8 protein-coding genes and 1 tRNA gene are annotated in these 13,479 nt (G+C 48.9%); 4 read left to right on the forward strand and 5 right to left on the reverse strand.

The window, feature by feature from the left end; translation table 11 throughout:
- Positions 1 to 5 precede the first annotated feature (5 nt).
- From ACFQRK_RS18775 to ACFQRK_RS18785, 3 genes are all read right to left on the reverse strand, one after another.
- A complete protein-coding gene (locus tag ACFQRK_RS18775; protein WP_379009465.1) occupies positions 6 to 2,555 on the reverse strand; it encodes a DUF5686 family protein in 2,550 nt (849 codons plus the stop codon).
- A gap of 141 nt (positions 2,556 to 2,696) precedes the next feature.
- A complete protein-coding gene (locus tag ACFQRK_RS18780) occupies positions 2,697 to 4,472 on the reverse strand; it encodes a cbb3-type cytochrome c oxidase subunit I (protein ID WP_379009681.1) in 1,776 nt (591 codons plus the stop codon).
- A 225-nt stretch (positions 4,473 to 4,697) separates the two neighbouring features.
- Entirely contained in the window at positions 4,698 to 6,581 is a 1,884-nt protein-coding gene (locus tag ACFQRK_RS18785; protein WP_379009467.1) for a chloride channel protein, read from the reverse strand.
- 164 nt (positions 6,582 to 6,745) lie between these two features.
- Between ACFQRK_RS18785 and ACFQRK_RS18790 the strand changes: the two genes are divergently transcribed.
- Positions 6,746 to 7,447, forward strand: a complete 702-nt coding sequence (locus ACFQRK_RS18790; protein WP_379009468.1) for a Crp/Fnr family transcriptional regulator — start codon at positions 6,746 to 6,748, stop codon at positions 7,445 to 7,447.
- A 171-nt stretch (positions 7,448 to 7,618) separates the two neighbouring features.
- On the opposite strand, the gene ACFQRK_RS18795 is transcribed toward ACFQRK_RS18790, so the two are convergent.
- Positions 7,619 to 7,690: transfer RNA gene (locus ACFQRK_RS18795), tRNA-Glu, on the reverse strand.
- Between the two features lie 92 nt (positions 7,691 to 7,782).
- Positions 7,783 to 9,057, reverse strand: a complete 1,275-nt coding sequence (gene purD / locus ACFQRK_RS18800) for a phosphoribosylamine--glycine ligase (protein WP_379009469.1) — start codon at positions 9,055 to 9,057, stop codon at positions 7,783 to 7,785.
- Positions 9,058 to 9,156: 99 nt separating this feature from the next.
- Here purD and ACFQRK_RS18805 point away from each other — a divergent pair, with 99 nt between their 5' ends.
- Genes ACFQRK_RS18805 through ACFQRK_RS18815 form a run of 3 tightly spaced genes read left to right on the forward strand, consistent with a single transcriptional unit; the run spans position 9,157 to position 13,477 of the window.
- On the forward strand, positions 9,157 to 11,838 hold the full coding sequence (locus ACFQRK_RS18805; protein WP_379009471.1) for a TonB-dependent receptor plug domain-containing protein: 2,682 nt from the start codon (positions 9,157 to 9,159) through the stop codon (positions 11,836 to 11,838).
- A gap of 5 nt (positions 11,839 to 11,843) precedes the next feature.
- Complete coding sequence (locus ACFQRK_RS18810; protein ID WP_379009472.1) at positions 11,844 to 12,608, forward strand: enoyl-CoA hydratase/isomerase family protein; 765 nt, start codon at positions 11,844 to 11,846, stop codon at positions 12,606 to 12,608.
- A complete protein-coding gene (locus ACFQRK_RS18815) occupies positions 12,608 to 13,477 on the forward strand; it encodes an SDR family oxidoreductase (RefSeq protein ID WP_379009683.1) in 870 nt (289 codons plus the stop codon). The genes ACFQRK_RS18810 and ACFQRK_RS18815 overlap by 1 nt, the downstream gene beginning before the upstream one ends.
- Positions 13,478 to 13,479: the final 2 nt, after the last annotated feature.

Raw genomic sequence — 13,479 nt, forward strand, 5'->3', positions numbered from 1 at the left:
ATTCGTTAAAAATCTACCTTCAAGCTAAATCGTATGCCGCCCTTATCAATATTGGGATGATTAAGGTACGATAATCTTCGAACATACTCGATCCGCAATACATTGAGAATATTCTCGATGCCGGCGCTTGCTTCCATATAGGGTTTTCGTTCGAGGGTAAATGTGGTCGGATTGCCCTGTTGGTCTCTTGGCAACAGGAATACGTTTGGGTTATCGCCCGGCCTGTTTTCGGGCCTAACATTTCCGTATAGGAGTTTGAATCCGGTGACTTCGCGAATCTTCAATTTTTTGAGTAACGGGATCTTGTTGAAGAAGAAGCCATGGGGGCGGTATTCCGCGGCCAGCTTAATATACTGATCGCTGACGAATTCAAGGTTGTTCAATAGCGCATAGGAATCAGGAGCCAGCATATAGGTTTTACTGGCATTGGGTATATCCAACAGCGGGAACGGTACCGTCCCGAAGATATAACCGGTTCCGAACGTTACATCCGCCAGACCGAGCTGCGAAAGAAAAACACGTTTGAAGATGTCCAGCCGCAGGGCATGATAGCTATATTCGCTGCCGAACACACCGTTTACGCCTAAATTATACCGTAGATTGAATACCGGATACTCGTTGATAATGGGAGAACGCTCTAAATTCCGCTGGAAAAATTCCTCGTTAGGTGCCCAGCGGAGGTCCACTCCTATTTCTGACGTCTGCAGCGCTTTCAATGTATCCTGACCGGTTTGACCCGCTATAAAAAATAACTTTGCCGCTGGCGCTTGCCGTTGCGACGAAAAGAAAGTTTGGAGCGTGACGTGATTGCCAAATTCGACAACATGATTTATCTTAAATTGGTTGTGATAGGACCATTTATCCTGATCGCCGCTGCGGAAGGATCGAGAGAAGCTGTCGCCATTGCGGAAACCCAATAATTGGCCCGGTTCCCGGGCGTCCTGTTGATAGGTAATGTGCAGGTAGTGTGCGGGATATTCTCCGATACGCTTGCCATTCAGTGTATGGGCGACGCCCGTAAAAAATTTAAAGCGATCATCCCGAAATCCATAAGCACCGTAGGCCTCTGCATACAGTTTTTCCGAAAATTGGCGTGTCGTTCGACCGCTTAACCGGATGCGGCTGCCTTCCAAATCATTGAAACTGTACGAGTATTCCAACGGGCCGAATTCGATAGGGCCAGCATTGATATAGGATTGAGCCACGAGATACCCGACGCGCAATGTGCGTCTGAACGACTTATTATGCTGCAGGCTATCCAGGTTGATGTAGGTCTTTGTTTCGGCTTCGGTGAGTGGCAATGGGCGCTCATTTTTCCATTGATTTTCTGTTTGTTGTGTGGCATCGGCCAGTTTTATAAGTTGTTGGCCGGAGAAGGTACTCGCCGGGATTGCCGTATCCGTATTGTAATTGCTGTAGACGAGCGTCCGCTGTCCAAAAGCACCTCGTTTACCTTCAAACAATCCGAAATTGATCTTTACGTCCGAATGGGCAAGAAGGTAAACTCCGTTATTATGGCGGTGGAAGCGCAGGGAAACGGTCACGTCATTCACCCAATTAAGATTGGCCTGATGGTCTATCCAAATGTCTGCACGGCGTATTCCGTAATTGCCGTCTAATGTTACCTGCAGTTTGCCAGAAAACAGACGGTCCTCATTGTTTCGGGGTACAAAGGTCAATTCGACGAATTTTCCTTCCGCGTTGGATATGGTGTCGGTAATGAAAAATTTATAGAATAAGGGGGCAGCATCGGCCGTGGGACTGAGAAACGGCTTATTCAGAATTAAAATGTTGTTTTCATAAATGTCCACATCGCTGTGGAGGAACTTAAAATATGTCTCGATGTTTTCGTTATTTATATAACGTTTATCGAGTTCGGTTTTTTTATTGGCCGTTACAATCGTTTTTTCAGCTTTTGGGTGAAGCCGTCGATACCGATGGGACAGATTTTCTTCCAGGTAAATGGGCAACAGAGAACGTCCGGGCACGAGTGTCGTGTCTATGTTTTCAAACGCAAATCGGTATCCGCGGGTAAGTGCATTATTTGTAATGAATTTGGGGACGTCGCTGATTGCCATCATGATCTTTTCGTACACTTCAAACGAAGCATAATCGAAACGCGAAAGGCGATTCGCTTTTTTGTGTTCGATAACTTTTCTGATCAATTCGACTGCGGGATTGTCACGGTTGCGGTAACGTCCTTTTTCGCTGATTGTTACTTCATCCAGTATCTGCGCATCCTCCTCAAGTTCAACATCGATCGTCAACGGCGTCCCTTGCGGAAGCGATTTAAAAACGGGTTTATAGCCCAAGGCATTGAATTGTATTTGGGTGGCTGAACCAGTAAAAGTTAGTATATAACGACCTGAACTATCCGTAGATGTACCCTGAGATGTGTTGGGGAGGAATATACTGACACCGGGAATGCCCTCGCCGGTGGAGGCGTCGGTGACCGTCCCTTGGATGGTTGTTTGTGCAAAGGCGACGGTGAGCGAAAAGACGATAAGTTCCGCCGTAGCCAGTAATCTTATTAAATCCGCAAATCGCATATTCATAAAACCGCTCCGTCTATATTAACGTATACAACCGCACACAAGATACAATTGTTGCACATAATCCCAAAATGGGATACATATAACAGGCTCCCCACTTAAATAAGGGGGCGTTGGAGAGGTGTGGAAAGGACTTATCCGACCTTAACGGGCCTTTGCCTCTGATTTGTTAGCCGCTTCCCATTCCCGCTGGATGCGTCCACCTTCGGGATCGCCGTCGAAATCGTGGGATAAGTTAGATTCCCGGGTCTGCGAAAAGGGCACGATTTGGCTGATATAATCTTCGTGGTGTCCGGGCTTGCTGTAGTCGTAGGGCCAGCGGTAGACCGTCGGCAGCTCTTTTGGCCAATTGCCATGTAGGTGTTCCACAGGGGTGGTCCACTCCAACGTGTTTGACTGCCATGGATTGCCGTCGGTTTTTTTCCCCCGAAAAGCTGAGTAAACATAGTTGAACAGGAACGCAAGTTGTGCGAACCCCGCGATGATAGCAGCCCAGGAGATGAATTTATTGACGGAGAGCCAGCGCTCCATGAACGAAAATTCCGTAAATGCATAGTACCTTCTTGGGACTCCGTCGATGCCCATAAAGTGCATGGGAAAAAATACGAGGTATGCACATATAAAGGTCATCCAGAAATGCAGATAGCCGAGCTTTTCGTTCATCATTCGCCCGTACATTTTCGGGAACCAGTGATAGACGCCTGCAAGCATACCAAAAACGGAAGCGCATCCCATAACCAGGTGGAAGTGTGCCACGACAAAATAGGAGTCGTGTAAACCGATGTCCAGCGAAGAGTTCCCTAGGTAGATGCCTGTTAATCCTCCGGAAACCAAAAAAGACACGAAACCGATGGCAAACAGCATAGGCGGTGTAAACCGTATGTTGCCCCGCCAAAGAGTAGCCAGGTAGTTGAATGTTTTTATTGCCGACGGCACGGCAATGATTAACGTCGTGACCATGAAAACTCCTCCGAGGAAAGGATTCATTCCCGATACAAACATGTGGTGGCCCCATACCAGGAATGACAGGACCACAATCCCTATCAGCGAATAGACCATGGCATGGTAACCAAAGATCGGTTTCCGGGAATGCGTAGACATTACTTCCGAAACAATACCGAAGGCGGGGAGAATAGCAATATACACTTCAGGATGTCCCAGAAACCAGAAGAGATGCTCCCAAAGAATAGGGCTTCCCCCTTCATTTGGCATGATCTGCCCCTGAATAACTAAATCGCTGAGGTAAAAACTGGTACCGAAGCTTCGATCGAAGATCAGTAACACCAAACCAGCCACAAGTACAGGGAATGTGAGCAATCCTAGAACCGCCGTCAGGAAAAGCCCCCATACAGTAAGTGGCATTTTCCATAAATCCATTCCCTTGGTACGAAGGTTGAGCACCGTACTGATGTAGTTGATGGAGCCCAGTACGGACGAAATCACAAACAGGAATACGCTGATGAGCCACATGGTCATCCCCAGTCCGGATCCGGGTATCGCCTTGGGGATTGCCGACAGCGGCGGGTAAACCGTCCACCCCGCACTTGCCGGTCCGCTTTCTACAAAGAAGGATGCGATGAGTACTCCGCACGAAGCAAAAAACGACCAATAAGAGAGCATGTTCATAAAAGGAGATGCCATATCCCGAGCGCCGATTTGCAAGGGAATAAGCAAGTTGGCGAACGTGCTGCTGAGCCCTGCTGTCAATACAAAGAAAACCATTATCGTACCGTGTATGGTCACCAAGGCGAGGTAAAAATCCGGCCGGATACGTCCGCCTTCCGCCCATTTACCAAGAAAGACTTCCAGTATCGGAAAGTTTCCGTCAGGCCATCCGAGCTGGATCCTAAACAAGAGGGAAAGGAGCAGCGCAATGAATGCCATTGCGATCGAAGTAACCAAAAACTGCTTTGCGATCATTTTATGATCGCGGCTGAATACGTATTGGGAGAAGAAACTCTCCCGATGGCCGGAATCCCGGTCATGGGTAATCGTGATACCCGAATGAACTGAGTTTACCATAGCAATTAAATTTATGTTTAGCGATCGTCGGCGAAGGGGTTTCCCAAACCGAGCGGTTAACCAAAGCTAAGTATGCTATTTATACCACCGGGTGATTTGGATGAAATGATTTCATATCATCCATCAATAACTCGATGAACGCGGGAGTCTCCCTTTCACGAGAATCCGTAGGCGTTGCTTACCGGGCAGCAGGCTTCGGCTGATTTCCCTATTATCGCGGGTATGACGCAGATAACAACCTAAAATTTCTTTGTAGGTAACTATTCCGGTCATCTCTTCCGGCCGTGTATCCGAAGTAACGATTAGGAAGGGACTGGTACTTTTTGCCAGCAGTTCAGCAGCCCTGCCGAGATGATCTGATTCCGAAATAGTAAGGATATCCCGTTTGGCGAGGGAGGCAACGGGGGCCTCCAAATCCGCATCTATGGCGAAAATTTCTGGTACCGAAAGCACTCCTATAGGCGCGTTATTTTCGACTGAAAAGGTGACGAATCTGTGTTCGGAATGTGAAGCCCGATAGATTTTTCTGATTTCTCCAATGGTTTTCTGCGCAGCCTCCGGAATCACAAAAAGTTGTTTCATTACGCGGCGGACGGTGGTTTGCCTAAGAAGATCCGGCTCGTAAACTTCTGGTGTGGTAACTCCCCGGCGGGCGATTTTTTCGGTCATGATCGTATTTCTCATGAAGAAGAAGGAAATCAGGTAAGATCCCGTACATGCAGCGAGTAGCGGTACCAGGGCGCTAGACTGCGAGGTGGCCTCCAAAGCAAATAGAATACTGGTGAGATAGGCCCGTGATGCGCCCGCAAACATAGCCGCCATACCGATGAGGGCAGCCATTGATAAACTGACATTGGCACCGGGAAAAATGGATGTAGAAGCGATGCCCGCAATGGCTCCGCAGGCTCCTCCGATGGTCAACAGCGGAGCGAGCGTTCCACCCGACGTGCCACTTCCGAGGGCGATACACCAGGAAACAAATTTCAGCAACGCGAGGGGAATAAGGATGGCTAGCGACATGCTTCCGGAAAGTACGTTGGTTATGTTTTGGTATCCAACGCCCAGTGTGTACGGTGCAAAGTAGCCGACCAGCCCAACCGCTAGTCCGCCCAATGCAGGCCACCACATCCAATGTATCGGCAGTTTCTCAAACAAATCTTCTACATAATATACCGCCTTGGTCAAGCCAACGGAAGCCACACCAATCAGCACGCCTATTAAACTATACACTAACAAAGCGGAGTTGGAAGCTGCTGAAAGAATGGGCATCGGAAATACCGGGCCGGCCTCAAAAAGGAAATAATGCCCGGCCGCCCCGGTGATGCACGCCAATGCTACCGGCAAAATGGTTCGTGCCGAAAACTCAAATAGGAGTAGTTCTACTGCAAGGAAAATCGCCGCAACAGGCGTTCCAAAGATCGCAGACATGCCGGCAGTTGCCCCTGCCGCCAATAATGCTTTCCTTTCCCGGGGAGTTACCCGCAGGAATTGCCCAAGCGTGGAGCCAAATGCTCCTCCTGTTGCAATGATAGGACCTTCCGCGCCGAATGGCCCTCCCGTGCCAATGGCGATCGCCGACGAAATGGGTTTCAGTAACGTAGTTTTGGGCCTGATTCGGCTTTGATTTACCAAAATCTGTTCCATCGCTTCCGGTATTCCGTGGCCACGGATGGCCTTTGAGCCATACAACGCCATGAGGCCGACGATAACTCCCCCTATAGCCGGAATGATAAGTACCCACAATCCAAGTTGGTTGTCTGCCGGATCTTGGAAATCCAGTTTGAAATTTCCAAAGAATGAAAGATTCGTAACCAAGTGAATAAACGCTATTAGCAAGCGTGCAATCAGACTGACCGCCGCACCGATTCCCACGGCCAATAGGCATATCCAAACCAATCTTTTGGCCGAAAGACTGAATCCGGTCTTTCTATTGGTTTTATCCGTAGCATTAAAATCATCCAATGTTGGGGATATCGGAATGCTGTTTTTGATATGCCGACTGCTCATAAAAAGGCGGAAGTGTGTGCTTGCAAAAATACAAAATATATTTCAAATAATATTTTTTAACATTATTGACTTGATAAAGTATTGTTTTATATTGCTTGTAATATATTATAAAGTTTTGACAAGACGGAAGTGGCTTCACGGAAAATTTGTACTATTGTGTCAGAATGAACAATAAAGAGAGCGATGTCCCCTGCAATCTCCGCGATTGCCTTTTATGTAGGTTATGTCTTCCCGATTGGATTCCCGCCGTGGAAATCCATAGGAAAAACTTTCTGTTAAAAAAGGGGCAAAGAGTTTTTCGTGAAGGGGAACCCGTAACCGGCATTTATTTTGTTTATTCCGGCGTCGCTAAAATCCATAAGAAGTGGGGGCTGGAAAAGGAGTTGATTATCCGCTTCGCGGGGGCGGGTGACATTATGGGCCATCTTGGGTTAGGAAAAGAAGCCCGATACCCCGTTTCCGCGACAGCGGTGGAAAGCACGAAAGTTTGTTACCTGGATATGGATTTTTTTGAAAGCACCCTCCGGGTCAATTCGAATCTAACCTATACGCTGATGCGTTTCCTCGCTGATGAACTTCAGGAATCCCACCGTGGTATGCGTAATCTTGCCCACATGTCGGTTAAAGCACGAACTGCACAGTCGCTGGTTTCGTTGAAAAAGCAATTCGGCACAAAGCCTAATGGAGCAATCGCCGCTATTATCAGTCGCCAGGATATTGCCTCCTTTGCCGGAACCACTTATGAGACGCTTTTTAAGATGCTGAACGAACTCACCGTTGAAGGGTGCATCCGATTGGATGGAAAAAGCATTACGATTCTCAACGAGGACAAGTTACGCGCCATCATCCAGATAGACAGTCAATGACAAACTTGTGAGGGGATTTGATTTGTCGGCGGTTTATGGCTGTTTTTGTATTCCTGTTGTCTTTCGATCTTAATTGTCACCACGTTTGATGGCCCTGAATAATAGAATAATGCTTAAACCAAAGGGAATCGAACGATATCGACACAAACCAGACCAGAAGCAAAAAATTTGTAGCCCATAGGGGAATCGAACCCCTCTTTCCAGAATGAAAATCTGGCGTCCTAACCGATAGACGAATGGGCCATTTTTTATGGACTGCAAACTTAGATAAATTCGTTTTTATATCCAAACGAATTATGTAGGATCAAGGGCATTCATCAAGTTCTTTTTGTTCCCTATAACAAATCAAAACCGATGTCTTTACGAAAATATTTTCCTTCGAAATAAATCCGGCCCGCATCAGCCGTGGCCTGCTGTAACGCCTCAAATAACGTGTCCTCCAACGCAGTGACCGCCAATACGCGTCCTCCGGCGGTTTGTACGACCCCCTTTTCTTCGCGGGTGCCCGCGTGGAATACTATGGAATCCTTTACATTTTCCAGGTTATTGATTGCTTTACCGGATTCATAGGTTCCCGGATAGCCGCCTGAGACAACTACCACGGTCGCGGCGGTTTTCGAAGAAAGCGTAAAAGAGCGTTCAAACAAGTCGCCCGCTGCTACTCCTTGAAGTAAGTCCACCAAATCACTTTCTATACGGGGAAGCACGCTTTCGGTTTCGGGGTCGCCCATGCGTACGTTGTATTCGATGACATAGGGATTTCCTTCTACGTTCATGAGCCCGATAAAAATAAAGCCTTTATAGGGTATGCCGTCCCGTTTCAGTCCCTCAATCGTAGGAACGATGATTCGTTGTTCCACTTTGTCCATAAACACATTATCCGCGAAAGGTACGGGAGAAACGGATCCCATGCCTCCCGTGTTAAGCCCTGTATCGCCTTCGCCGATACGTTTATAGTCTTTTGCAGACGGAAGCACCTTATAGGTATTACCGTCCGTTAGTACAAAGACGGATAGTTCAATACCGGTCAGGTATTCTTCAATCACGACTTTGTTGCTTGCCTCGCCGAATTTTGCGTCTTCTAACATGGCCTTCAGCTCGGATTTTGCTTCGTCAAGGGTTGCACAGATCAGCACGCCCTTGCCGGCCGCCAGTCCGTCTGCTTTAAGAACGATGGGCAGTTTTTGCGTCTCCAAATAAGCTAGCCCTTCCGCTAATGTGGACCGGTTAAATGATCGGGAAGCCGCCGTCGGAACGCCATGGCGGACCATAAACTGCTTCGCAAAATCTTTGCTGCCTTCCAATTGTGCGCCTTGCCGCTGCGGACCGATAACCGGGATATGCCGTAAGTCAGCCCGCTCTAAAAAATAATCATGTATACCTTTTACCAGGGGCTCCTCAGGTCCGACCAGCACCATGTTTATCTGCTTATCGAGCACAAAGTCAGCTATCCCTTCAAAATCCGAGACCTGGATGGGCACATTTTGACCGTATTGACCGGTACCGGCATTGCCGGGGGCGACGTATAGTTGAGCTGTCTGTTTACTTTGGGCAATTTTCCAGGCAAAAGCACTTTCCCGTCCGCCTGAACCGATAATTAGGATGTTCATCTTGCAAAGATATTTTTTTTGCCTATATTTACCACTATCGGCGTCTGAATAAACCGGGCCGGACTGGCACATATGTATCGTTGGCTAACCATATTGATCTTGTTTTTGTTTTCCCTCAAGGCAACGTACGCCCAGGAAGGTGCTATTGCAGGTGTTTTGGAAAAGCTGGGTAAGTATGCTGAAAATTATCCCCGAGAAAAAGTTTACTTGCACATGGATAAGCCTTATTATACCGTAGGGGACGATATATGGTTTAAGGGGTACGTGACTATCGGTGCTTATAACTATCTTTCCGGCCTCAGTAAAATCCTGTATGTGGATCTCATTAACCCGGACGAGAAGATCGTTCAATCCATCCGGGTGCCATTGATTTCGGGGGTCACCATGGGCGATTTTCAGTTAGCGGATTCCTTGGCCGAAGGCAATTACCGTATACGCGCCTATACAAATTGGATGCGCAATTTTGACTCGGATGGATTCTTTGATCGGGTATTGCCCATCGGAAATGCGCGGACGGATTCGCTGCTTACCCACAGCTCCTTTTTCTACGAGAATTCACCGGTACATACCGTCAACGCGGAAATCACTTTTACGGACGCCAAAGGGGGGCCTATGGCCGACATGGATGTTAACTACGAAGTCGTCATGGAGGAGCGGAATATTGGACGGGGAAGGGAAAAAACCGATGAACAAGGACGTATCGGGTTCGATTTTGTCAATAAGCAACCGTTCAACCTGAAAACCGGAAAAATCAAACTTACGGTATTGACGCCCCAAGATCAAACGATCCGGAAAGTCATTCCGCTGAAAACCACATCACAGACCCCCAGCATTCAGTTTTTTCCGGAAAGTGGCCATCTCGTTGCCGGCAATCTCGCCAAGGTGGCCTTCAAGGCACTGCATCCGGATGGCCTGGGCATCGACGCAGTGGGTTATTTGGAAGATGACAAGGGGGTGCGTATTGCCGAATTTGAGACAGCGCACGCAGGGATGGGCAATTTTAGTTTTATACCGCAAGCGGGAAGTACCTATACGGCCAAATTGACTTATGAAGATGGAGGCAAAGCAGAGCAGGTATTACCTGCGGTACAAGCTTCTGGGTATGCGTTGGCGGTAAACAACGAACTAGAAAAGCAGGTCTTTGTGCAGGCGTTCGCGTCGGATGATCTGGTAAAAGGGCAGCAACTCATGGTGTTGCTTCAGCGGCATGGAACCGTGTTTTATGCGTCCAAGGGAAAGCTTACGAAAAACGAACTGGTATTCTCGATTCCGCGCGAACACTTGCCGGCAGGCGTCGTGCAGGTAACGCTGCTTTCGCCCGAAATGAAGCCTCTGGCCGAGCGGGCGATATTCAATATCAGTGAACAGTCGATGCTGCCGATATCTGTAAGTACTGATCAGCAGGTTTATGGGCCAAGACAGAAAGTAGCTGTACAGATTACCACAGGCCAGGAGGCCGACTCCAGCCGTATCGCTGTACTTTCTGCCGCGGTGGTCGATTTGGCTAAGGTGCCGATAGACTCCACAACGCGCGAAGGAAATATCTACGCCTCACTGTTGTTGAGTTCCGACATCAAAGGATACATTGAAAACCCGGAATATTACTTTGAAAACCAAGACCTCTCCAAGCGTAGGCAGTTGGACAACGTCATGCTCACCCAGGGATGGAGTCGTATCTCTTGGCAGGACCTGATGGTTGACAAAATCCCGGCGATTACCTATCCGCCGGAGCAAGATTTACGCATCAGCGGTTTGGTAACCAAGCGAGGAAGTAAAACCCCGGTTCCTAACGCGACCGTCACCATTCTTTCTACCAGTAATGTTACGGCTATCGTGGATACCGTTACCGATGAGCAGGGACGATTCGCGTTCGACCGATTGCTTTTTTTCGACGACACCAAATTCGTTGTACAGGCCCGTGATGAACGTGGTCGGAAGCATGTGGATATTCACCTTGATGAATCGCCACGGCAACAGGTAACACGTAATCGAAATACCCCCGATGCGACGATCGATGTAAACCAGTCAATTAGTGCGTATCTCAAGAATACCCAGGAGCAATTTCAGGAAATGGAAAAATACGGCCTCAAGGAAAAGAGCATTTTGTTACAAGAAGTTAAAGTAACCCGGGAGGCCTCAAAAAACAAGGTTAAGCATTCCAGCAACCTCAATGGCCCCGGCAACGCCGACCAGGTGCTTACCGCGGAGGACCTGACCATGGGATGCTCGTCGTTGGCTATCTGTTTACAGGGCAGATTGGTGGGGGTGATGTTCCGGAATGGGATACCCTATTCTACGCGCTCATTCGATCAACCCATGCAGGTTGTAATGGACGGTATGTTTATGGAAGGCGATGCGTTAGCGATGATCAACCCGTTCGATGTGGAAACCATCGAAGTGCTGCGCGGTATTGGGAATACTGCGATTTATGGATCAAGAGGTAGTGGAGGGGTAATCATTATTACCACCAAACGCGGTGACGGCGGCGGATACAACCGCGACCTGTACACGCCGGGTATTGTTACGCATAGCCCTCAAGGATACTATGAAGTGCGTGAATTTTACGTCCCGGACTACGGGGCTCCGGTGGATTCACTGGCAAACATGCGAGATCTTCGTACCACTATCCACTGGTCTCCGAATGTCATAACGGATGAGTCCGGCCAAACCTCTTTCGAGTTTTATACGGCCGACAATCCTGGTACCTATCGGATAGTCGTAGAAGGGCTGGATCTGAAGGGCCGGCCGGGGGGCAAGGTACATTATGTGACAGTTAAATAAGCACTATGAATTTTGTTACAGTTACGGTTGATCAGCGGATTTCCCATATCTATTTGGATCGGGGCAAGTCAAACGCACTGGATCAACAAATGATCGAAGAACTCCGGCAAACGATTATTGAAGCAAGGGAGAACCCTGCTATAGAGGGAATCATTTTGCATGGCAAAGCAGATTTCTTCAGTGCGGGTCTTGATTTGGTAGCGTTATACGAATATAACGAGGACGAGGTCCGTCGGTTCTGGCATACGTTTCTCGATTTCGTCCGCACGCTCGTATCTTTTGATAAGCCGGCGGTGGCCGCTATCAGTGGACACAGTCCAGCGGGGGGGTGTGTAGTGGCCATCTGTTGCGATTATCGGATCATGGCCCAAGGCGATTACATCATCGGTCTTAATGAGATACCAGTGGGTCTCATTGTGCCGGAAAGCATATTTCAATTATATGGCTTTTGGCTGGGGCAAGCCAGGGCATATCGCTATTTGCTGGAAGGAAAATTGCTTAATCCGCGCGACGCATTGGAGGTGGGGTTGGTGGATGAGGTAGTCGATATCAAGAGTATCCGTACCACTGCCGAACGACAGATCGGTAAATACACACAATATGAGCAGAACGCGTGGCGGCAAAGCAAGCGTCATCTCCGGCGATCGTTGATCGCACAGTTTGAGGCCGACCAAACCGACGCAATTGAAGCGTTGCTTAAACGATGGTGGTCTCCGGCCACACGAACCATCCTGAAGGCAATTATCGACAACCTAAAAGGAGGAAAATGATGGAGATACAGGGTGCTTTGCGCGACGGGGCCCTACAAGGTAAGACCATTGTCGTCACCGGCGGTGGCACGGGGCTGGGACGAGCCATGGCCACCTATTTTCTGCGGTTAGGCGCACAGGTTGTCATTGCAAGCCGTAAGCAGGAGGTGTTGGAAAAAGCTGCGGAGGCCATGGCCGCCGAAACGGATGGGCAAGTGCTGCCAGTTACCTGTGACGTGCGCGATGTGGATGCCGTTGAGCGCCTGCTTGCAACTACGCTTAACCGATTTGACCGGGTGGATGCCCTCCTTAACAATGCCGCTGGTAATTTCATTTCACCTACCGAGCGCCTCTCTGCCAATGCTTTTTCTACCATCATCGACATTGTGCTGAAGGGAACAGCCAATTGCACCCTTACATTTGGTAAACATTGGATCGCACATGGCCAGTCGGCCAGTATACTTAACATCATTACCACATACGCCTTTACCGGATCCGCGTACGTGGTGCCCTCGGCAGCGGCCAAGGGTGGGGTGTTGGCCCTCACGCGGTCGTTGGCGGTCGAATGGGGCAAATACGCAATCCGGAGCAACGCGATTGCCCCAGGCCCTTTTCCCACCCAGGGTGCGTGGGAACGATTGTTGCCGGGCGATCTGGCCCAGCAATTTGACTTCAAAACCCGGGTGCCGCTTAAACGTGTGGGAAACCATCAGGAGCTGGCTAATCTTGCTGCGTTCCTTTTGTCAGATTTTGCCGGTTACATCAACGGCGAGGTCATTACCATCGACGGAGGCGAGTGGCTTCAGGGCGCTGGCCAGTTCAGTGGTCTCGAAGCAATTCCCGCAAACTTGTGGGATAGTTTGGAGAAAATGACGAGGCAGGCGAAATGATA

The sequence above is a fragment of the Parapedobacter sp. GCM10030251 genome (genome assembly GCF_042666505.1).
Lineage (GTDB): Bacteria > Bacteroidota > Bacteroidia > Sphingobacteriales > Sphingobacteriaceae > Parapedobacter.

Coding starts and splice junctions, on each gene's coding strand:
- ACFQRK_RS18775 (WP_379009465.1), bottom strand. CDS start 2,555: ATGAATATGCGATTTGCGGATTTAATAAGATTACTGGCTACGGCGGAA.
- ACFQRK_RS18780 (WP_379009681.1), bottom strand. CDS start 4,472: ATGATCGCAAAGCAGTTTTTGGTTACTTCGATCGCAATGGCATTCATT.
- ACFQRK_RS18785 (WP_379009467.1), bottom strand. CDS start 6,581: ATGAGCAGTCGGCATATCAAAAACAGCATTCCGATATCCCCAACATTG.
- ACFQRK_RS18790 (WP_379009468.1), top strand. CDS start 6,746: ATGAACAATAAAGAGAGCGATGTCCCCTGCAATCTCCGCGATTGCCTT.
- purD (WP_379009469.1), bottom strand. CDS start 9,057: ATGAACATCCTAATTATCGGTTCAGGCGGACGGGAAAGTGCTTTTGCC.
- ACFQRK_RS18810 (WP_379009472.1), top strand. CDS start 11,844: ATGAATTTTGTTACAGTTACGGTTGATCAGCGGATTTCCCATATCTAT.
- ACFQRK_RS18815 (WP_379009683.1), top strand. CDS start 12,608: ATGGAGATACAGGGTGCTTTGCGCGACGGGGCCCTACAAGGTAAGACC.